This is a genomic window from Kosakonia sp. N21, assembly GCF_050587465.1.
Classification (GTDB): Bacteria; Pseudomonadota; Gammaproteobacteria; order Enterobacterales; family Enterobacteriaceae.
This window is the reverse complement of the sequence record NZ_JBOBHR010000001.1, coordinates 404,638-426,716: the sequence shown is the minus strand read 5'-3', so window position 1 is coordinate 426,716 and position 22,079 is coordinate 404,638. Positions and strand designations below refer to the sequence as shown.

General features: G+C 54.2%; 13 protein-coding genes. 5 read left to right on the top strand and 8 right to left on the bottom strand.

The genetic code is table 11. The features are described 5' to 3' along the window. Window positions 1-144 precede the first annotated feature (144 nt). Window positions 145-1,380, top strand: a complete 1,236-nt coding sequence (locus tag ACQ3G7_RS01910) for a SulP family inorganic anion transporter (protein ID WP_430888638.1) — start codon at window positions 145-147, stop codon at window positions 1,378-1,380. Here the strand turns inward: ACQ3G7_RS01910 and mgtE are convergent. The 6 genes from mgtE to ACQ3G7_RS01880 form a co-directional block, all read right to left on the bottom strand. Next, the gene (gene mgtE, locus ACQ3G7_RS01905) at window positions 1,343-2,779 is read right to left on the bottom strand and encodes a magnesium transporter (protein ID WP_430888637.1); all 1,437 of its coding nucleotides are present in this window, start codon (window positions 2,777-2,779) and stop codon (window positions 1,343-1,345) included. The two genes, ACQ3G7_RS01910 and mgtE, sit on opposite strands and share 38 nt — an antisense overlap. Window positions 2,780-2,925: 146 nt before the next feature. Next, the gene (locus tag ACQ3G7_RS01900; protein ID WP_430888636.1) at window positions 2,926-4,569 is read right to left on the bottom strand and encodes a multidrug ABC transporter permease/ATP-binding protein; all 1,644 of its coding nucleotides are present in this window, start codon (window positions 4,567-4,569) and stop codon (window positions 2,926-2,928) included. Between the two features lie 73 nt (window positions 4,570-4,642). Next, window positions 4,643-5,293 (bottom strand): DNA oxidative demethylase AlkB, encoded by a 651-nt coding sequence (gene alkB / locus ACQ3G7_RS01895; protein WP_430888635.1) that lies wholly within the window; start codon window positions 5,291-5,293, stop codon window positions 4,643-4,645. Continuing rightward, window positions 5,293-6,354, bottom strand: coding sequence for a bifunctional DNA-binding transcriptional regulator/O6-methylguanine-DNA methyltransferase Ada (gene ada / locus ACQ3G7_RS01890; RefSeq protein ID WP_430888634.1), 1,062 nt, complete (start codon window positions 6,352-6,354; stop codon window positions 5,293-5,295). The genes alkB and ada overlap by 1 nt, the downstream gene beginning before the upstream one ends. Window positions 6,355-6,426: 72 nt before the next feature. Beyond that, the gene (gene apbE, locus ACQ3G7_RS01885; RefSeq protein ID WP_430888633.1) at window positions 6,427-7,464 is read right to left on the bottom strand and encodes an FAD:protein FMN transferase ApbE; all 1,038 of its coding nucleotides are present in this window, start codon (window positions 7,462-7,464) and stop codon (window positions 6,427-6,429) included. 110 nt (window positions 7,465-7,574) lie between these two features. Then, on the bottom strand, window positions 7,575-8,714 hold the full coding sequence (locus tag ACQ3G7_RS01880; RefSeq protein ID WP_430888632.1) for a porin OmpC: 1,140 nt from the start codon (window positions 8,712-8,714) through the stop codon (window positions 7,575-7,577). Between the two features lie 842 nt (window positions 8,715-9,556). Between ACQ3G7_RS01880 and rcsD the strand changes: the two genes are divergently transcribed. Beyond that, window positions 9,557-12,226, top strand: a complete 2,670-nt coding sequence (gene rcsD, locus ACQ3G7_RS01875; RefSeq protein ID WP_430888631.1) for a phosphotransferase RcsD — start codon at window positions 9,557-9,559, stop codon at window positions 12,224-12,226. 16 nt (window positions 12,227-12,242) lie between these two features. After that, window positions 12,243-12,893, top strand: a complete 651-nt coding sequence (rcsB, locus tag ACQ3G7_RS01870; protein ID WP_017458563.1) for a response regulator transcription factor RcsB — start codon at window positions 12,243-12,245, stop codon at window positions 12,891-12,893. 43 nt (window positions 12,894-12,936) lie between these two features. On the opposite strand, the gene rcsC is transcribed toward rcsB, so the two are convergent. Together rcsC and gyrA are read right to left on the bottom strand one after the other, a co-directional pair. Continuing rightward, a complete protein-coding gene (gene rcsC, locus ACQ3G7_RS01865) occupies window positions 12,937-15,780 on the bottom strand; it encodes a two-component system sensor histidine kinase RcsC (RefSeq protein ID WP_430888630.1) in 2,844 nt (947 codons plus the stop codon). Between the two features lie 114 nt (window positions 15,781-15,894). Continuing rightward, the gene (gene gyrA, locus ACQ3G7_RS01860) at window positions 15,895-18,531 is read right to left on the bottom strand and encodes a DNA topoisomerase (ATP-hydrolyzing) subunit A (RefSeq protein ID WP_263100052.1); all 2,637 of its coding nucleotides are present in this window, start codon (window positions 18,529-18,531) and stop codon (window positions 15,895-15,897) included. A 158-nt stretch (window positions 18,532-18,689) separates the two neighbouring features. Here gyrA and ubiG point away from each other — a divergent pair, with 158 nt between their 5' ends. Both ubiG and nrdA read left to right on the top strand, forming a co-directional pair. Then, entirely contained in the window at window positions 18,690-19,418 is a 729-nt protein-coding gene (gene ubiG / locus ACQ3G7_RS01855) for a bifunctional 2-polyprenyl-6-hydroxyphenol methylase/3-demethylubiquinol 3-O-methyltransferase UbiG (protein WP_430888629.1), read from the top strand. Window positions 19,419-19,760: 342 nt separating this feature from the next. Further along, entirely contained in the window at window positions 19,761-22,046 is a 2,286-nt protein-coding gene (gene nrdA / locus ACQ3G7_RS01850) for a class 1a ribonucleoside-diphosphate reductase subunit alpha (protein WP_263100049.1), read from the top strand. Window positions 22,047-22,079: the final 33 nt, after the last annotated feature.

Here is a 22,079-nt window from a genome sequence, read left to right as displayed (position 1 = left end):
ATGTTACTAATAAGTTTATTTTTTGCATTAGATTTAACGCTTTTCGCTGGTCATAAACGGCCGAAGTCTGCTATAGTCCTGCGTTTTTCCGCCTGAACGGATGCCTTTTCCAATGCGACGAGGTGCCCTCACCTGCAAAATCTTATGACCGAAAAAGCACGCCATTCTGCACAGCAGAGAAGCCATGTCCTGCGCTCGCCGCAGTTGTTCACCCGCGAAGTCCTGGCCGGAGTGATTACCGCACTGGCGCTGATCCCTGAAGTGATCTCCTTTTCGGTAATTGCCGGCGTTGATCCCAAAGTGAGTCTGATTGCCTCTGTTGTGCTGTGCCTTTCCATGTCGCTATTCGGTGGACGACCGGCAATGGTAACGGCGGCAGCGGGGTCAGTCGCATTAGTTATTGGACCGATGGTTCATCAAAACGGTGTGGAATACATTTTGCCCGCCGTGTTACTGGCGGGAGTCATACAAATCATTTTTGGTCTGACCGGCATGGCGCGCCTGATGCGCTTTATTCCTCACGCGGTGATGACCGGTTTTGTTAATGCGCTGGGCATCCTCATTTTTTTTGCGCAGGTGCCGCATTTCTGGAGCAAAGATCCGCTGATTGTGGCGCTGTTTGTCCTGACCTTGCTGATCGTGCTGTGGTTGCCGCGCTGGCTGAAAAGTGTTCCCGCCCCGCTGGTGGCGATTGTGGTGCTTACCGCCTTTACCGTTTTCTCCGGGCAGCAGTTGCCGACCGTGGGGGACGAAGGCCCGATGAGCAGCGGCCTGCCGGGCCTGACGCAATGGCTTGTGCCTTTTAATCTGCACACCTTAGGCATTATCTGGCCTTGCGCGCTGAGTATCGCCTTTGTCGGCTTAATGGAATCTTTGCTGACCGCCAAACTGGTGGACGATCTGACGCATACGCCGTCTGACAAGGGACGAGAGAGTGTCGGGCTGGGCGTGGCGAATATCCTCGCGGGGTTCTATGGCGGCATTGCCGGTTGCGCGATGATTGGGCAAACCATCGTGAACGTGGAGATGGGCAAAGGGCGGACCCGCCTCTCCACGCTCGCCGCCGGCGTGGTGCTATTACTGCTGGTGACCGCCTTAAGCAGCATGATGGCGAAAATCCCGATGGTGGTGCTGGCAGGGATTATGGCCATTGTGGCCTGTAAAACGTTTAACTGGGGCAGCCTGCAACCCGCAGCGCTGAAACGCGCGCCCGTGGTGGAGAGCGGTGTGATGCTGATAACCGTCGCGGTAACCATCGGCACTGCTAACCTGGCGCTCGGCGTTGTCGCCGGGTTGGTTACACTGGCGATCACGCCTGCGAAGTGGCGGAAGAAACCGCAAACTACAGCAGAAACAGTGTCGCCAGCCCGAGAAAAATAAAGAAACCACCGGTATCCGTAATCGCGGTGATCATCACACTGGAGCCGACCGCCGGGTCGCGCCCCAGCCGGGTCATGATCATCGGGATTAATACCCCCATCAGCGCGGCCATCAGCAGGTTCAGCACCATCGCCAGCGTCATCACGCCACCCAGCGCAGCGTCGTTATACAACCACCAGGTCACACCGCCCATGATCCCGCCCCAAACCAGGCCGTTAATCAGCGCCACGCCCATCTCGCGCAGGATCAAAAAGGTAAAGTTACCCGGCTGAATGTTCTGTAGCGCCAGCGCCCGGACAATCATGGTAATGGTCTGATTACCGGTGTTACCGCCGATCCCGGCGACGATTGGCATCAACGACGCCAGCGCCACCAGTTGCGAAATCGTATGTTCAAAACCGTCGATCACCCGGGAGGCGATAAATGCGGTGCAAAGATTGGTCGCCAGCCACACCCAGCGCGTTCTGACGGCTTTCGTCACTGGCGCAAACACATCTTCTTCCGTACTCAGGCCGCCCATCTGCCGCATATCATTGTCGGTTTCTTCGTATACCACATTGACGATCTCATCAATGGTCAGACGCCCCATCAGCATGCCGTTACTGTCTACCACCGCCGCACTGACCAGGTTGTCACGTTCAAAGGTACGCGCGACCTTCTCCGCGTCGTCCTCGGGCGAAAACATCACCGGATCGGCATCCATCACGTCGCTCACCCGCTTGCCTGCGGCATTAAGCAGAATGGTTTGCAGCCCGAGCTCCCCCATCAGGCGGTTATCACGCCCGATGACAAACAGCTTATCGGTGTTTTCCGGCATCCTGCCAAGCCTGCGCAAATAGCGCTGTACCGCCCCCAGCGTCACCTCTGAACGTACGGTGATGACCTCGAACTCCATGATCGCGCCAACACAGTTTTTAGCGTAACGCATCACCTGACGGACACGGGCGCGTTCTGCCGGCGGCAGCGTCGCCATTAACCGCCCGATGAGATTACGCGGCAGATGCTGAACCAGCCAAATCCGGTCGTCGATATCCACAGTTTCCAGGATAGCGAGCAGTGCGCGATCGCTCATCTCATCAATCAGGTCATCCCAGACATTTTCCGAAGCTTCAAGCAGCACTTTCCCGCGTTTGTCATCCTCCACCAGCCGCCACAGCGCATGACGTTCAGCCACCGGTAACGCTTCAAGTGTGTCAGCCAAATCCGGCGGCGGCAGATGGGATACCAGCGCACGGACTTCCGCCAGATCCTGCTCGAGAGTCTCCCCATCCAACGGCTCGACGAGGGTTATCTCTCCCAGTAGCGTAGCGGTAAGCGTTTTATGCGTCGTCAGCAGCCAAATCAGGCGCGCACGCTCCTCATCACGCAGTTTGACGCTGTTTTTTTTCATCACCGACATTGGACAGTCCCTGAATGGCAAAAGGCTCCGGCAAACCGAAGCAGAACAGCGTTAAGCATAGCGGGTGAGTTTGTAAAAAATAATAAACGGCGGGGGTGTTCGGGCAAAAAAGCAGCGAAGCCCCTGCAACACAGGGGCGTGGATCATCAGGCTGTACGGGCAACCGCGTCGCGGGAGGCCTTTTCGCGTTCTTCACCGACCAGTTCACTCAACTGACCGTCGCGCATCTCCAGCAGGCGGTCGGCGTGAATAAAGTAGTGATCATCATGGCTGATCGCAAAAATGGTTTTCCCCATTTGCTGCATCAGCGGCAGCAGCACCTGATAAAAGTCGCGACGGAAATGGGGATCCTGATCCGCCGCCCACTCATCAAGCAGCAAAATGTCGCGCTCTTCCGCCAGCGCCAGCAGCAGCGCGACGCGCTTTTTCTGCCCTTTCGACAGTTTAAGATTCAGGATCTTGCCGTTGTTCAGCTCCAGCTTATGCGCCATTTTTAGCTGTTCGAGCCATGTGTCCACCAGTGCCGGATCCGCCTGCTTCCCTTCCGGTCCCAGTAAATCGTCAAACAGCCAGACGTCGGTAAACACCGCCGAGAAGAGCTTGCGGTAATCTTCCGGTTTGTCGTGCGCCATGGGTTTGCCATCCAGCAGGATCTCACCGGATGCCGGTTGATACAGCCCGGTCAGCAGCATTGCCAGCGTCGATTTGCCGCTCCCGTTACCGCCGATCAAAAACACCAGCTCGCCGCGATTGAGGGTCATATTGACCGGACCAATCGCAAAGTCATTATCCTGGTATTTAAAGGTGACACTACGCAGCTCCAGCGTTTGCCAGCCAGCAAACGACTGCGGACGGGGGAACGCGGGTTGGTACGGTGCCAGCGCAAACTTTTTCAGCTTATTAAAGGCGACCTGAGCGCTTAACAGCGTCGGCAACGCGCCCACGGCGGAGAGCAACGGCGTACGCAGAAACAGCAGAGTGAGCGAATAGGTCGCCGCCACGTTAGTGTCGGCCCAGCCAAGACTGTTTGCCATCCAGAAGACAAGGCCAATGGCGCCGAGCATCATGATATTCGACCAGTTCACTGCGCTCAGGTGGAAGGTGTCGGCGCGAATAATATGATGGCGGTACTCACGCGCGTCCGGCAGGTACATCTGTTCAAAGATATGTTCAGCACGCTCACGGTTCAGATTCAGCTCTTTACGTCCTTCCAGTACGGTCTGGAAATCGTTATACAGCTTATCTTCCGTCTCGCGCAGCGTCGCCATATGTTTGTAAACGCGGGAGACCAGCACAAAACCGCCCCAGATGGTCAGCGCCATCCACAGCGCGGTAATCACCAGCATCTTACCGGAGAGCATGGCGAGATAAATGCACGAACCAATGGTCAGGATGATCCCCTGCACCAATTCAGGCAGGCGCACGAATGCAATGGTGATATTACGGACATCGCTGGTCAGCCCCGCCAGCAGCGATGCGCTGCCCAACTGTTCGATCCGCTCTACCGGCGTGTCGAGGATGCGTTTGATAAATTCGCTGCGCAGGCGATAAACGAAGTGATGACCAAGCGTGGTCAGCGCAAGTTGTGAGCCCAGCGTGACCGCCATCAGCAACAGCAGTAAACCGAGAAATTCCGGGAGTACCGTCAATGAAATATCCACGGTTTCAATTAACCGCTGGTTGATAAAGGCAATCAGTCCGATACCCAACGCGGCGCTGGCCAGGGTGAGCGCCAGTACGGCCACAAACGGCCAGCGATACTGTCGCCAGACAAGAAGGAGAAGTTGCATAAAACGACCCGGTCAACAAAAACAGCCAGCAGTTTAAACGGCTGGCAATTTACATCAAGAATAATTCTTATTTTTATTCGCTGTTACTGGCATGACGAAAAGTGAGATTATAACGGCACTCGCCGGTGATCGGGTGGTAACCCGCTTTCAGTGGCGCAATGCCATGATAATAGAGCCGCGACTCACCGCCCCAGACCACAATGTCCCCGTGCTCCAGCATCAGCCGTTGCAGCGGATCATTGCGTTTAAGCCCGCCGAACTGAAATATTGCCGGTAACCCCAGCGACACCGAAACGATAGGCGCGCGCAGATCCGGTTCATCCTTATCCTGATGCAGCGAGAGCTTCGCGCCAGGCGCATAGCGGTTGATCAAACAAGCATCCGGTCGGAAGTCCGGGTATCCCGCAGCAACGCTGGCCTGCTGGCACAGCGCCAGGAATGCCTCAGGAATCTCCGGCCACGGACGACGGGTTTGCGGATCGACGGGTGCATAGAGGTAACCGTGCTGATCGGTGGTCCAGCCAAGCGCGCCGCAATTGGTCATTGCCACAGACATGGTGTACCCGCCGGGGGTCACCATATGGCGCAGCGGCGACTGGCTGATAACCTGTGCGATCCCTTGCATCAACGCCTCGACGTGCGGCAGGGCAAAACGCCTCAGCACCACGGCGCCAGGCGCCAGCGGCTCCAGCCAGGGTTCTTCATCCGCAAACAGATCGAGCATCAGGTCTCCTCTTTATTTTCTTCCCGTCGCAGCAATTGCGCTTTGCGCACCGTCCCCCAGCGATAACCGGAGAGTGCGCCATCGCCCCGCACCACGCGGTGACAGGGAATAATAATCGCCAGTTTGTTCGCCGCACAGGCGCTGGCAACGGCCCGTACTGCACGAGGTTTGCCTATCTTTTGCGCCAGAGCCTGGTAACTCACGGTCTCCCCCACCGGGATCTCCCGCAACGCCTGCCACACCTGCAGTTGAAAAGCCGTTCCGCGCAGATCCAGCGGCAGCGTGAAGGGGGAATCCGCATTGTCGATACGCTGGATCACCTGCGTCACACGGCGGGTAAAGGCTTCATTTCCCTGCGCCCGATGCGCATGCGGAAAGATAGCACTCAGTTCAGCAATCAGTGGCTCATCGCTGTCTGCCAGCAAAATGGCGCAAATACCCCGCGCACTCTCTGCCACCAGGCAGCGTCCCAGCGAACAGTCGCTCAGAGTAAACCAGACCTCCGTATCGTCGCCCCCCGCGCGGAACTGGCGCGCAGTCATACCCAATGAGGCGTCTGCATGGCGGTAATACGTGCTGCTGTCCGGGAAACCCGCCGCCAGCACCGCGTCAGTAACGGTGTCACTGTCCACAAGCGTCGCGCGTAAGCGCCGGGCGCGAAATGCCTGTTGCCAGGCTTTTGGCGTCATCCCGGTGGCGGACTTAAATAAACGATGAAAATGGTAGGGGCTCATCGCCGCCTGCTCAGCAAGCCGCGCCAGTGTGACAGGCGCATCCTGCTCTAACAGACGGCAGGCATTAGCGATTTTATCCAGCCGCTGTTGCTGCGGGTGGATAGTATCCGGCTGGCAGCGTTTGCACGGACGAAACCCGGCAGCTACGGCGCTTTGCGCGTCCGGGTAAAAACGCACATTCTGGCGCAACGCATGGCGCGCCGTACAGGAGGGGCGGCAGAAAATACCGGTGGTCAGTACGGCAAAAACGAACTGACCATCGGCCTGTGGGCTGCGCGCCAGCACCGCCTGCCAGCGCTGTTCATCAGATAAAATGGCGTTATTCATGTCAGGCTCCTCATATAAGCTTAGCCTCACTGTGCCCGTTAGCGCGCCACCTGACACCTGCAATCTTGCGGTTTAATTTTTTTCGCTGATCAAAAAGGTGGAGAACTGCGGTGACATCCAGGTGGTGAACCCCTCTCCCTGTTTGATTATCATAAATACCGCCAACCCTTCGCGCTTCACGACTTCTTTTGCCTGCTCAGTACCGAGCACCATCAGACCGGTGTCCCAGGCATCCGCTTCCAGCGCCGTTGGCGCGATCACCGTAACGGAGACCAGCGCATGCTGGATCGGCCGCCCGTTGCGTGGATCAATAATGTGCGAGATGCGTTTACCATCAAGCTCGTAGTAATTACGGTAGCTGCCGGAAGTGCTGATGCCGTGACCGTTTATGTCCACGACCGCCTGGGCGGCATTTTCGCGATCGGTAGGTTTCTGAATCGCCACGCGCCAGGGTTGCCCCTGGGCATTCATACCACGGCTGGCGAGCGCACCGCCAACGGACACCAGATAGCGGGCGATCCCTTCCTGCTCCATCAGCCGCGCCAGATGATCCGCTGCATAACCCTCGCCCACTGTCGATAAATCAACAAACAGATCGGGCAGATCTTTTTGCAGGAACTGCTCACCTGCGCGGTTAATTACCATTAAATGCGCCAGGCCTGTACGCGCTTTCGCCGCGTCAATCTGCGCCTGTTCCGGCGTTTTGACTGGCTGTTTGTCCGGCCCGAAGCCCCACAAATTCACCAGAGGTCCCACGGTAATATCCATCGCGCCGTCGGTTTTCTCGCCAACGCGCAACGACGTGGTGACGATATCCGCCATGGCAGCGCTGACGGGCCAGGGCGCGGTGCTGGTGGCGTGGTTAAAACGCATCAGCACTGAGTCGTTCTTCCATGTGGACAGTAAGTGGTCGTCACCATCCAGTTGAGCCTGAATTTTTTGCTGCAACGCCTGCGCCTGTTGCGTGTTGATATCCACCACGCTGACACGCCACCAGGTACCCATCGTTTTGCCTTCGAGCACCGTCGGCTTTGCCTGTTCGCCGTTGTCGCAACCCGCCAGTAACAAAAGTGCCGCCATCATGCCGGCACGAAGAAAAGTTATCGCCATGTTTTGTGACCTCCTTGCTGGCGGCAAGCGTACACCAAATCGTTCTATTTAAAAGATACCGACAATAAAAAAGGGGCCTTCCGGCCCCTGAATAATTTTTGGTTGCTGACTTAGAACTGGTAAACCAGACCTACGCCAACGATGTTGTCGGTACCGATACCGGCAGCACGAGTGAACTCGTTTTCATCCAGCAGGTTGATTTTGTAATCAACATAGGTGGACATGTTTTTGTTGAAGTAGTAGGTCGCGCCAACATCGATGTATTTCAGGATATCCTGATCACCGTAGTTAACCGTACCGGTGTTGTTGGTGATGTCTTTACCTTTGGACTGCAGGTAAGCGATGGACGGACGCAGACCGAAGTCGAACTGGTACTGTGCAACCACTTCGAAGTTTTGCGCTTTGTTAGCAAAACCGTAAGCGTCGGACGGGCTGGAGCCGTTAGAGGTACCAAAACGGGTTGCGTTGTAGGTCTGAGTGTACTGCGCCGCCAGGTAGATATTGTTGGCGTCGTATTTCAGACCGCCGCTGTACACTTCAGCACGGTCGCCTTCACCGTACAGTGCAGCGCTGGTTGCGTTCTGGTCAGCAGTACGGCGGGAAGAAGACATTGCACCACCCACGCTGAAGCCTGCGCCCAGATCGTAGGTCAGGGATGCGCCGTAACCGTCGCCATTCTGTTGCAATGTGCTACGACCGCTGTTGTTTTCACCGCTTACGCTGCCGTTTTTGCCCTGATACTGCAGTGCAAAGTTCAGGCCGTTAACCAGACCGAAGAAGTCGGTATTACGGTAAGTTGCAACGCCGTTAGCACGGGATTGCATGAAGTTATCAGAACCGTAGGTATCACCGCCGAATTCCGGCAGTACGTCAGTCCAGGAGGTTACGTCGTAGATCACGCCGTAGTTACGACCATAGTCGATAGAACCGGCGTCAGCCACGCGGATACCGGCGAATGCCAGACGGGTCCATGCCTGATCGCTGGCGGATTCGCTCTCGTTCGCCTGAACGTTGTATTCCCATTGACCGTAGCCAGTAACCTGGTCGTTTACCTGAGTTTCGCCTTTAAAGCCGAAACGCACGTACGACTTGTCACCATCATTGCCTTTGTCGTCGGAGAAATAGTGCAGGCCGTCGACTTTACCGTACAGATCTAATTTGTTGCCATCTTTGTTATAAACTTCAGCCGCATTTGCTGCGCCTGCTACCAGCAGAGCCGGTACCAGGAGGGATAGTGCTTTAACTTTCATTTTATTAACCCTCTGTTATATGCATTTTTATTGCCACTGCTTACTGACTAACCCTCTAATCAGTTGGCAAATTCATTCTCTCTAAAAAAGAAGAATAATCCAACTAGAATATGATACGAAAACTTTTAAGATGTTTCATATTCATCAATAGATGTTTCAAGATGTAAATATGAGGGAACTTTTTTTAGCACAAATAGACAAAAAATAGCGCACAAATAATCAAAACATATTAAAAATAACAATAAATACAATGAGTTATTAGAAAATAACGTTATAGCACTGAATGCAAAACTCTCATCTTCGATCGCAACTAATATTATCAACGCTATCATCATTAACTTTATTTATTACCGTCATTCGAATCTGAATGTCTGTTTACCCCTCTTATGACCGGATGCTTCGCATTCGGTTTTTTTTTACCTTTCTTTACTCAGCTTGAATATCAATATACATATAATCACTATTTGTAACGACTATTAATTAATCAATATCCATGCCAGATTTTTCCTATTGCCATGTCGGCATAATTAATTTCTTGTTATTTCGTGCGATCTTTCTGAAGCGTAACGGTAAATATTTGTACGGTTTTTACGCCGTTGTACATTTTTACCGCTGCGCTTACCGAAGCGCCTGCTTCAATAAGGCGTCAGGCATTCACTGAAAGAGAGTCTGGAAATTCATTGATTAACCGATATACTGCCTGCTGTGCACTGCTCTGCAACACGACATCTATTAGTACGCCGTGCAGACAACAGGCGGTTCTTACGGCATGGCAGCAACATTGTCTCAGCGAACACCGCTGAATGTCCTGGCAGTGTTGTCATAACGGGTTACACACACGAATGAGTCGATCTGACACAATGATCCCTGGCAAATTTTCCCTGATACCGGGCAACATTACCCGTTTCTTTCTTTTGCTGATAATTGTCCTGCTGGTGACGTTAGGCGTGATGATCCAAAGTGCGGTCAACGCCTGGCTAAAGGATAAAAGCTATCAAATCGTCGATGTGACGCATGCGATTCATAAACGTATAGATACCTGGCGCTACGCAACCTGGCAGATCTACGACAATATCGCCGCGGCACCCGCTTCCAGTCCCAGTGATGGTCTGCAGGAAACCCGGTTAAAACAGGATGTCTACTACCTGGAAAAAACCCGGCGAAAAACCGAAGCGCTGATCTTCGGCTCGCATGACAGCTCCACTCTGGAAATGACCCAGCGTATCTCCACCTATCTGGATACGCTCTGGGGTGCAGAAACGGTGCCATGGTCTATGTACTACCTCAATGGCCAGGACAACAGCATGATCCTGGTCTCCACGCTGCCGCTGAAAGATCTCTCCTCCGGCTTTAAAGACACCACTATCAGCAATATTGTCGACTCCCGCCGGGCGGAAATGTTGCAGCAGGCCAATGCGCTGGATGAGCGCGAAAGTTTCTCTCCTCTGCGCCGTCTGGCCTGGCAAAATGGGCACTACTTTACGCTGCGCACAACGTTTAACCAGCCTGGGCATCTGGCGACCGTCGTCGCCTTTGATCTGCCGATTAACGATCTGATTCCTCCGGGGATGACGCTGGACAGCTTTCGCCTTGACCCCGATACCGCGCAAACAAACGCTCGCACGCAGGATAAAGACGCTGCCGACAGCGCCTCGGTCAATTTTAACAGCGCTAAAATCGAGATCTCCTCTTCGCTTAACGGCACCGGGCTGCGGCTGATCTGGCAGGTGCCGTTTGGCACACTCCTGCTTGATACCCTGCAAAATATCTTACTGCCCTTACTGCTGAATATCGGCCTGCTTGCGCTGGCGCTGTTCGGCTACACCACCTTCCGCCATCAAACGGGACGTAAAAACGATACGCTGGCGCCTGCCGGTACGAGTAATGAGCTGCGCGTGATGCGCGCCTTTAATGAAGAGATTGTTTCATTGCTGCCGCTCGGTCTGCTGGTGCATGACCTGGAAGCGAACCGCACGGTGTTGAGTAATAAGATTGCCGACCATCTCTTACCGCACCTGAATCTGCAAAACATCACCGCCATGGCGGACCAGCATCAGGGGGTGATTCAGGCGACGGTAAATAATGAGCTGTACGAGATCCGTCAGTTCCGCAGCCAGGTTGCCTCGCGCACGCAGATCTTTATTATTCGCGACCAGGACAGAGAAGTGCTGGTGAATAAAAAGTTGAAACAGGCACAGCGTCTGTATGAAAAAAACCAACAGGGCCGCGCCATCTTTATGAACAATCTCGCGGATGCGCTGAAACTACCGGTGAAAACGCTGGCCAGCGAAGCCGCCGCATTACAAACCGAGGAAGGCAACCAGTTGGCGGATCACGCCGACAGGCTGGTGCAACTGGTTGATGAGATCCAACTGGCGAACATGCTGGAAAGCGATAGCTGGAAAGGCTCGTCAACTCTGTTCTCCATCCAGGATTTGATCGATGAAGTGGTGCCGGACGTTCTGCCGGTCATCAAACGCAAAGGCTTGCAGTTGCTGATTAACAACCATCTTCCGGCGAACGAAGAACGCCACGGTGACCGTGATGCGCTGCGCCGGATATTGCTGCTGCTGATCCAATATGCGGTAACAACCACGCAGATGGGCAAAATCACCCTTGAGGTGAATATGGACGAGTCAGCGGGCGATCGTCTGACGTTCCGTATCCTCGACACCGGCATTGGGGTGAGCAACAGTGAGATCGATAATCTGCACTTCCCGTTCCTGAATCCCACGCAGGGCGACCAGTACGGTAAAGCCGACGCCCTCACCTTCTGGTTATGCGATCAACTGGCCAGAAAACTGGGTGGGCATTTGAACATCAAGGCACGGGAAGATCTTGGCACCCGCTATTCACTGCATGTGAAAATGGCCGCCCGTCCGCAGCAGGAAGAAAGCGAAGAAAAATTGCTCGATGACGTCGTGGCGATGATTGATATTACCTCGGTTGAAATCCGCAATATTGTCGTTCGCCAGTTGGAAAACTGGGGCGCAAGCTGTATTTCCCCGGATGAACGGCTTTCGAGTCAAGAATATGATCTCTTTTTGACAGATAATCCGTCTAATCTTACTGCCTCGGGCTTGCTTTTAAGCGATGATGAGGCAGGCGTGCGGAAAATTGGCCCTGGTCAGTTGCGCGTCAACTTTAATATGAGCAATGCAATGCAAGGAGCAATATTGCAGCTTATTGAGGAGCAACTGGCGCAGGAGGATGTACCGGAGTCGCCTTTGGGGGGTGACGAAAACGCCGAACTCCACGCCAGCGGCTATTACGCGCTGTTTGTTGACACAGTACCCGATGATGTTAAGAGGTTGTATACTGAGTCGGCGTTGAGCGATTTCGCTGCGCTGGCGCAGACGGCACACCGCTTGAAAGGCGTGTTTGCCATGCTTAATCTGGTACCTGGTAAGCAGTTATGCGAAACGCTGGAGCAATTAATTCGTGAATCAGATGCTCCAGGTATAGAAAATTACATCAGCGACATTGACGCTTACGTCAAGAGCTTGCTGTAGCAAGGTAGCCTAATACATGAACAATATGAACGTAATTATTGCCGATGACCATCCGATTGTACTGTTCGGTATTCGTAAGTCACTCGAACAAATCGAATGGGTCAATGTAGTCGGTGAATTTGAAGACTCTACAGCGCTCATCAACAACCTGCCGAAACTTGAGGCAAATGTATTGATCACCGATCTGTCAATGCCAGGCGACAAGTACGGCGATGGCATCACGTTGATCAAGTACATTAAGCGTCATTTCCCGACGCTGTCGATTATTGTGCTGACCATGAATAACAACCCGGCAATCCTGAGTGCTGTGCTGGATCTGGACATTGAAGGCATCGTGCTGAAACAGGGCGCGCCGACCGATCTGCCAAAAGCGCTGGCAGCGCTGCAAAAAGGGAAGAAGTTCACCCCGGAAAGCGTTTCACGCCTGCTGGAGAAAATCAGTGCCGGGGGTTATGGCGACAAACGTCTGTCACCGAAAGAGAGCGAAGTACTGCGTCTGTTTGCAGAAGGTTTCCTGGTAACGGAAATCGCCAAAAAACTGAACCGCAGTATCAAGACCATCAGTAGCCAGAAAAAATCCGCAATGATGAAACTGGGCGTGGACAACGATATCGCGCTGCTGAACTACCTCTCCTCCGTCACGCTGACGCAAACGGAAAAAGAGTAATTCCCCGAAACCCCGGCCTCTGCCGGGGTTCTTTTTATCCGCATTACCGCCGGTTGTTTCTGACTCGCGTGGCATAAGCCGCCAGTGTTTGCCTGATCACATCCAGCGTGACCGGTTTCGACAGACAGCTATCCATCCCCGACTCCAGACAACGCTGTGTCTCTTCCGCCAGCGCATTGGCCGTTACGCCAATCACTGGCAGCGTCAGGCCAAGCTGGCGAATACGTTGCGTCAGACGGTAACCATCCATATTCGGCATGTTGACATCGCTCAGAACGATGTCGATATGGTTCTTGCTCAGGACATTCAGCGCATCCACGCCATCGTTCGCGGTTTTACATTGATACCCCAGCGAACCCAGTTGATCGGCCAGCAAACGCCGGTTGATAGGATGATCGTCCACCACCAGAATCATCATATCGTCATTGCGCGCCGCCTCGATAACCGTTTCTGGCAAGGCGTCAACCTGATCTTCAACAACCTGCACGCGATAAATACGCCCCAACAGCGCCAGCAGGTCGTGCGGAGATGCCACGCTGTGCAACCATTCTCCCGGCGCACGCTCCAGCGGAATGCCAATGTGGCGACGGCAGAAAGTCACCACTGCACGACCGGTCCATGGCGAGGAGAGTTCATCGTCGGTGATCAGCGTGTCCAGGTTGCCTGGCGTCCGCCCGTCATACTGTTTCACCGTGATCCCCTGCCACTTAAGCAAGGTTTCCAGATACCCGGACAGTGACGCATTACGCACCGCCAACCAGCAGCAGGTATCAGCCAGTCCATCCACGTCCACCGGCGCAGGAGGCACGCTGCCATACAGCGGGATACGAATAGTAAACTGGCTACCCATGCCCGGTTCGGTATCCACCGAAATATCGCCATCCATCATGCTGATCAGCTTTTCGCAAATCGCCAGCCCCAGCCCGGTTCCCTGGAAGTTGCGCTGCACGCCGGTCCCGACCTGGAAGAAAGGATCAAACAACCGCACCACTTCTTTACCAGGAATGCCGACGCCAGTGTCCCGTACACGGATGCTGAGGTAATCCTCATCGCGCTGGACGTGCAAAATAATGCAGCCAATATCGGTAAATTTGATGGCATTGCTCAACAGGTTAGAGATCACCTGTTGCAAACGCATCGGGTCGCCATTGAGCGTTGCGGGAACATCGGGTTCGATAAAACAGTACAGCCCGAGCTGTTTACGCACGACCAGCGGCAAATAGTTCGCGGTGATATGACTCATCACTTCACGCGGAGAAAACTCGCGCGGTTCAATCTTCAACTGCTCGGACTCAATTTTCGAGAAATCGAGAATATCGCTGATGATTTTCAGCAGCAGACTGGAAGAGTTGTTCATCGCCGTCACCAGCCTGTCGACCCCTTTCGGCAGCTCTTTCGTTTGCAGCAAGTCGAGGTTGCCAATGATGCCGTACAGCGGCGTGCGCAGCTCATGGCTGACGGTCGCAAGGAACATTGATTTCGACTGACTTGCCTGTTCTGCCGCCTGCGCCATCTCCTGCAATGACTCTTCCATTTTTACGCGCGCAGAGACGTCCACCAGCACGCAAATCGCCACGTTTTCATTACGATAACGTGAGTGGACGAAGCTAATTTGCAGGTTGGTGTTATTGCTGGTCAGCACATCGACGAAATTGACCTGCTGGCCGCAAATGATCTGCGTCAGCCGCTGCCGATCTTCATGCGTCAGCATATTCAGGTAGTTATGCGCCAGTTCGTTACTCAGGATATTGGTCCCATCCTGAGTACGCAGAATACAGATGCCAACCGGCGCCGAGGCAACAATCTTGCGGTTGAACTGCTCATGTTCTTCCAGCCGCTGCGCATCGTTTTCCGCCGGAATGAAAATACGTCGTTCATACATTCGCGCGAGGGTAAACAGCGCCACACCCACCAGCACGTTGAGCAACACGGCGTTGAGGATCAGCATACGAATGCGCTCCAGCACCATATCAACCGGTACGGAGTAGACCACGCTCAGCGACGACGGCGGCAGGCTCTTTTTCAGGATCAGCTCGCGAAAACCGGAGGTATAACCAAACCAGGAGCGCTCCTGCATCCAGCGCGGATCAGCAGAAATCCCGTTATCCTGCCCGGCGAGCGAAATCAGCGAGTGTCCGCTTTCATCGAGAATCGTGACCCCCATCGGCAAACTGCCTGGGGTAAAGAAATTCTCCATGCGGATAGATTGCTCAGTGCCCAGCAGCGCCTGCAGACGATTCCCCAGATAGACGGGCGTCAGCGCATAAAAGTAGCCAATACCCGGACGCGGCCCCTGGCTCATCCAGTAGACATTGTTACTGCGTTCATCCTGTGGCGCATTGCGGTATTTCACAATGCGTTCGTGCAGGCTTTTCAGGGTGTCATCCCGCTCAACGGGCAGATCCCGCAGGCCAAAATCCGCCATACAGAGATTATCGCTGCCGATTAAAAATACGCGGTTGAGATCGTAAGCCGCAGAGAAATTGTCGCGCCAGTAGCGCATAAACCAGGCCAGCGACTCCAGCGAGCCGCGCCAAGAATTGCCCATCGCTGAACAGTCGGAATCCGGGAACAGCGGCGAGAACGTTGGCACATCGGTTTTATCGTCGCGGTTGCGCGAAGTGAGAATGCCGTTTTCCGCCGTCAGGCGATTCTCAGCAATATACTTCAGCTCTTTCATCACATCCGAGGTGCGCTGGATATAGCGCTGCGCCTGATCGGAGCTTAAGTTAAACTCCTGGCGGATTTCGGACTCTTTATCATGCAGAGCGTTAACGATGTAGAAGACGGAGAAAAAGGCAATCAATAGCCAAAGCAGTAGCGCCAGCGCCCTGAACAGATAGCGGGAGACTTTCAGGGTACTGCGAAAAGAGACAAGGTATTTCAACCTGGAAAAACTCCGCCACAAGGAAGATAAAAAAGGGTGTGGTTAAGGTAGCGGTAAAACGCGAAGCCCGCAACGGCCATGAAAAAGGGCCGGAAACCGGCCCTTTGAAACGCATTATTCGGCGTCGTCGTCTGCGACATCATCATCGGTGTCAGCTTCCGGCGCGATATCATCGTCCCCTTCCGCTACGCTACCGTCGATGGAGTCCAGCTCTTCGTCGTCCACCGGCTCAGCGACACGTTGCAGCCCCACCACGTTTTCGTCTTCCGCGGTGCGGATCAGAATAACGCCCTGGGTATTACGGCCCACCACGCTGATTTCAGACACGCGCGTACGCACCAGCGTACCGGCATCGGTAATCATCATGATCTGGTCGCAATCATCAACCTGCACCGCGCCCACCACAGCGCCATTACGCTCGGTGACCTTGATGGAGATAACGCCCTGCGTACCACGAGATTTAGTCGGGTACTCCGTTTCCGCAGTACGTTTACCGTAACCGTTCTGCGTCACCGTCAGGATGGCGCCTTCGCCACGCGGAACAATCAGCGAAACGACGCTGTCGTTTCCGGCAAGCTTAATGCCGCGTACGCCGGTCGCCGTACGACCCATCGCACGCACCGCACCCTCTTTAAAGCGCACCACTTTACCGGCGGCGGAGAACAACATCACTTCGTCATTGCCCGAGGTCAGATCCACGCCAATCAGCTCATCGCCTTCATTCAGATTAACGGCGATAATCCCGGCGGAACGCGGACGGCTGAATTCGGTCAGCGCCGTTTTCTTCACGGTGCCGCTGGCGGTCGCCATAAAGACGTTAACGCCCTCTTCGTACTCACGCACCGGCAGGATCGCCGTAATACGTTCATTCGGCTCCAGCGGCAGCAGGTTAACGATCGGACGACCACGCGCCCCACGGCTCGCTTCCGGCAACTGGTAAACCTTCATCCAGTACAGACGACCACGGCTGGAGAAGCAGAGGATCGTGTCGTGGGTGTTGGCCACCAACAGACGGTCAATAAAGTCTTCTTCTTTAATACGCGCAGCGGATTTCCCTTTTCCACCACGACGCTGAGCTTCGTAATCGGTCAGCGGCTGATACTTCACATAGCCCTGATGCGACAGCGTGACAACAACGTCTTCCTGGTTGATCAGGTCTTCGATATTGATATCCGCGGTATTGGCGGTAATTTCCGTGCGACGCGCATCGCCAAACTGTTCGCGAACCAGCTCAAGCTCTTCGCGGATCACTTCCATCAGGCGCTCTGCGCTACCAAGAATGTGCAGCAGTTCAGCGATCTGCTCCAGCAGCTCTTTGTACTCTTCGAGCAGTTTTTCATGCTCAAGGCCGGTCAGTTTCTGCAAGCGCAGATCCAGAATCGCCTGTGCCTGCTGTTCGGTCAGATAGTATTTACCATCGCGAATCCCGAACTCCGGCTCCAGCCACTCCGGACGCGCAGCGTCATCACCAGCGCGCTCCAACATAGAGGCGACATTACCCAGATCCCACGGCTGTGCGATCAGGCCCGCTTTCGCTTCCGCCGGTGTCGGCGCACGACGGATCAGTTCAATGATCGGGTCGATATTCGCCAGCGCAACCGCCAGCGCTTCAAGGATATGCGCACGATCGCGCGCTTTACGCAGTTCGAAAATTGTACGGCGCGTCACCACTTCACGGCGGTGACGAACAAACGCTGCCAGGATCTCTTTCAGCGTCATGATCTTCGGCTGACCATGGTGCAGAGCAACCATGTTAATGCCGAAGGAGACCTGCAGTTGCGTCTGGGAGTAGAGGTTGTTCAGCACCACTTCGCCCACCGCATCGCGCTTCACTTCAATCACGATGCGCATGCCGTCTTTATCAGACTCGTCACGCAGCGCGCTGATGCCTTCCACGCGTTTGTCTTTTACCAGCTCGGCGATCTTCTCGATCAGACGCGCTTTGTTCACCTGATACGGAATTTCGTGAACGATGATCGTTTCACGACCGCTTTTCGCATCGGTTTCCACTTCTGCGCGGGCGCGAATATAGATTTTGCCGCGACCGGTGCGGTAAGCCTCTTCAATGCCGCGACGGCCATTAATAATGGCGGCGGTCGGGAAGTCCGGCCCCGGAATGTGCTCCATCAGCCCTTCAACGCTGATGTCTTCATTGTCGATATAGGCCAGACAGCCGTTGATCACTTCCGTCAGGTTGTGCGGCGGAATGTTGGTCGCCATACCGACCGCGATACCCGAAGAACCGTTAACCAGCAGGTTCGGGATCTTGGTAGGCATTACATCAGGAATTTTTTCGGTGCCGTCGTAGTTATCGACGTAATCCACCGTCTCTTTTTCCAGATCGGCCATCAATTCATGGGCGATCTTCGCCAGGCGGATTTCCGTATAACGCATCGCCGCCGCGGAGTCGCCATCGATGGAACCGAAGTTACCCTGACCATCAACCAGCATGTAACGCAGCGAGAACGGCTGCGCCATACGGACAATGGTGTCATACACCGCGGAATCACCATGAGGATGGTATTTACCGATTACGTCACCAACGACACGGGCAGATTTTTTGTAGGCTTTATTCCAGTCATTGCCCAATACGTTCATGGCGTAAAGTACGCGACGGTGAACCGGTTTTAAGCCATCTCGGACGTCCGGAAGCGCACGGCCGACAATGACCGACATCGCATAATCCAGATAGGAGCTTTTCAGCTCTTCCTCAATGTTAACCGGTGTAATTTCTCTCGCAAGGTCGCTCATCTAACCGCTATCCCTCTACTGTATCCCGGATTCAAAGGTCGCAAATTATAACACAACCGCTTTGAGACAGGTAAATCTATAACACCCGCGCAAAGGTTTATTCATCCCGTCGGCCTGATATACTCGGCAGTCTACTTTTGAGAGGAGTAATTGCCCCCATGAATGCCGAAAAATCGTCGGTCGCTCAGAACGTTGATCATGCTGAAATCGCCAAATTTGAAGCGGTCGCCTCGCGCTGGTGGGATAAAGAGGGCGAGTTTAAACCCCTGCACCGCATTAACCCCCTGCGCCTGAACTATATTGCCGGGCATGCGGATGGCCTGTTTGGGAAAAACGTGCTGGATGTGGGCTGCGGCGGCGGTATTCTGGCGGAGAGCATGGCGCGCGAAGGCGCTAACGTCACCGGCCTGGATATGGGCTTTGAACCTTTGCAGGTCGCGCGCTTACATGCGCTGGAATCGGGCATTCAGGTGAATTACGTGCAGGAAACCGTCGAAGAGCATGCGGCGAAACACGCCGGGCAATACGACGTCGTCACCTGCATGGAGATGCTGGAGCACGTACCGGACCCGCAATCCGTCGTGAAAGCCTGTGCGCACCTGGTCAAACCCGGCGGCCACGTGTTCTTTTCCACCATTAACCGCAACGGCAAAGCCTGGCTGATGGCGGTGGTCGGTGCGGAATATGTTCTGCGGATGGTGCCGAAAGGCACGCACGACGTGAAAAAATTCATCAAACCTGCCGAGCTGCTCACCTGGGTCGATGGCACCGTGTTAAAAGAGCGTCACATCACCGGGTTACACTATAATCCGTTACTGGATAAATTTACCTTAGGGCCAGGTGTTGATGTTAATTACATGTTACATACAACGGCAAAAAACGACTAAGGTCATCAGTTAAAGTTATAAAGATTGCGCAGTGTCAAACTGCGCAGTTGTCATTCCCGATGAAGAAATCAGCACTTGATCAAAAATTCATTTTTTTTTGCGAAATATTGACATCCCCGCCAGGCCTTACGGTACGAGGACTTAGCGATTATTACGCTTTCGCAACCTCAATTTAACCTCAAAATCAACTCTTGTACTGAAAAGAATCCTTACTAGAATACTCACCATATAGCGTTTTTCTTATCGCAAACCCCCTATATCTAGTATTTATCCACAGAGTTAGTCACAGCGTCTGACTGTGGATAAAGGGGGGATACTTTTATTTCACGGACAGGTAATCACATGAATCAGAGTCTGCTGGTGACAAAGCGTGACGGTGGCACAGAGCGCATCAATCTCGACAAAATTCATCGGGTGCTGGATTGGGCGGCAGAAGGGCTGAATAACGTCTCCATCTCTCAGGTCGAGCTGCGTTCGCACATTCAGTTCTATGATGGGATCAAAACGTCTGACATTCACGAAACCATTATTAAAGCTGCCGCGGACCTGATCTCCCGCGACGCGCCGGATTACCAATATCTGGCAGCGCGCCTGGCGATTTTCCACCTGCGTAAAAAAGCTTACGGTCAGTTCGAACCGCCGGCTCTGTTTGATCACGTCACCAAAATGATCGAACTGGGCAAATACGATCATCATCTGCTGGAAGACTACACGGAAGAAGAGTTCAAGCAGATGGATGGGTTTATCGATCACTGGCGTGATATGAACTTCTCCTACGCTGCAGTAAAACAGCTTGAAGGCAAGTATCTGGTTCAGAACCGCGTGACCGGCGAGATCTACGAGAGCGCGCAGTTCCTCTATATCCTGGTTGCAGCGTGCCTGTTCTCGAACTACCCGCGTGAAACCCGTCTGGATTATGTAAAGCGTTTCTACGATGCGGTATCCACGTTCAAAATTTCGCTGCCGACGCCGATCATGTCCGGCGTGCGTACCCCTACTCGTCAGTTCAGCTCTTGCGTACTGATCGAGTGCGGCGACAGCCTGGATTCCATTAACGCCACCTCCAGCGCGATTGTGAAATACGTTTCCCAGCGTGCCGGCATCGGCATCAACGCCGGTCGCATCCGTGCGCTGGGTAGCCCGATCCGTGGCGGCGAAGCCTTCCACACTGGCTGTATTCCGTTCTACAAACACTTCCAGACGGCGGTGAAATCCTGCTCTCAGGGCGGCGTGCGTGGCGGTGCGGCCACACTGTTCTACCCAATGTGGCACCTGGAAGTGGAAAGCCTGCTGGTACTGAAAAATAACCGCGGCGTCGAAGGCAACCGCGTGCGTCATATGGACTACGGCGTGCAGATCAACAAACTGATGTACACCCGCCTGCTGAAAGGGGAAGAGATCACCCTGTTCAGCCCGTCCGACGTTCCGGGGCTGTACGATGCGTTCTTCGCCGATCAGGACGAATTTGAACGCCTGTACACGAAATACGAAAAAGACGACAGCATCCGCAAACAGCGTGTGAAAGCCGTCGAACTCTTCTCGCTGATGATGCAGGAACGCGCCTCTACCGGCCGTATCTACATTCAGAACGTGGACCACTGCAATACGCACAGCCCGTTCGATCCGGTGGTTGCACCGGTCCGTCAGTCCAACCTGTGCCTGGAAATCGCGCTGCCGACCAAACCGCTGGACGACGTCAACGACGAGAGCGGCGAAATCGCGCTCTGTACGCTTTCCGCGTTTAACCTCGGGGCGATTAAAAACCTCGATGAGCTGGAAGAGCTGGCAACGCTGGCGGTACGTGCGCTGGATGCCCTGCTCGACTATCAGGATTACCCGATCCCCGCCGCAAAACGCGGTGCGATGGGCCGTCGTACGCTGGGTATTGGTGTCATTAACTTTGCTTACTGGCTGGCGAAAAACGGTAAACGTTACTCCGACGGCAGCGCCAATAACCTGACGCACCAGACGTTTGAAGCCATTCAGTACTGGTTGCTGAAAGCCTCGAACGAGCTGGCGAAAGAGCAAGGCGCGTGCCCGTGGTTTAACGAAACCACCTACTCGCAGGGTATTCTGCCGATCGATACCTATAAGAAAGATCTCGACGGCATTACCAACGAGCCGCTGCATTACGACTGGGAAGCGCTTCGCGAATCTATCAAAACGCACGGTCTGCGTAACTCCACGCTCTCCGCGCTGATGCCGTCAGAGACGTCGTCGCAGATCTCCAACGCCACCAACGGCATTGAGCCGCCGCGCGGTCATGTGAGCATCAAAGCGTCGAAAGACGGGATCCTGCGCCAGGTCGTGCCGGACTACGAAAAACTGAGCACCGCCTATGAACTGCTGTGGGAAATGCCGAACAATGACGGCTACCTGCAACTGGTTGGCATCATGCAGAAATTTATCGACCAGTCGATTTCAGCAAACACCAACTACGATCCGTCACGTTTCCCGTCGGGTAAAGTGCCGATGCAACAATTGCTGAAAGACCTGCTCACCGCCTACAAATTTGGTGTGAAGACGCTGTATTATCAGAACACCCGCGATGGCGCAGAAGATGCCCAGGATGATCTGGTGCCTTCCATCCAGGACGACGGCTGCGAAAGCGGCGCATGTAAGATCTAACAAAGGGGCGGGGAAACCCGCCCTTTTCTTTCG

Coding starts and splice junctions, on each gene's coding strand:
- ACQ3G7_RS01910 (WP_430888638.1), top strand. CDS start 145: ATGACCGAAAAAGCACGCCATTCTGCACAGCAGAGAAGCCATGTCCTG.
- mgtE (WP_430888637.1), bottom strand. CDS start 2,779: ATGTCGGTGATGAAAAAAAACAGCGTCAAACTGCGTGATGAGGAGCGT.
- ACQ3G7_RS01900 (WP_430888636.1), bottom strand. CDS start 4,569: ATGCAACTTCTCCTTCTTGTCTGGCGACAGTATCGCTGGCCGTTTGTG.
- alkB (WP_430888635.1), bottom strand. CDS start 5,293: ATGCTCGATCTGTTTGCGGATGAAGAACCCTGGCTGGAGCCGCTGGCG.
- ada (WP_430888634.1), bottom strand. CDS start 6,354: ATGAATAACGCCATTTTATCTGATGAACAGCGCTGGCAGGCGGTGCTG.
- apbE (WP_430888633.1), bottom strand. CDS start 7,464: ATGGCGATAACTTTTCTTCGTGCCGGCATGATGGCGGCACTTTTGTTA.
- ACQ3G7_RS01880 (WP_430888632.1), bottom strand. CDS start 8,714: ATGAAAGTTAAAGCACTATCCCTCCTGGTACCGGCTCTGCTGGTAGCA.
- rcsD (WP_430888631.1), top strand. CDS start 9,557: ATGAGTCGATCTGACACAATGATCCCTGGCAAATTTTCCCTGATACCG.
- rcsB (WP_017458563.1), top strand. CDS start 12,243: ATGAACAATATGAACGTAATTATTGCCGATGACCATCCGATTGTACTG.
- gyrA (WP_263100052.1), bottom strand. CDS start 18,531: ATGAGCGACCTTGCGAGAGAAATTACACCGGTTAACATTGAGGAAGAG.
- ubiG (WP_430888629.1), top strand. CDS start 18,690: ATGAATGCCGAAAAATCGTCGGTCGCTCAGAACGTTGATCATGCTGAA.
- nrdA (WP_263100049.1), top strand. CDS start 19,761: ATGAATCAGAGTCTGCTGGTGACAAAGCGTGACGGTGGCACAGAGCGC.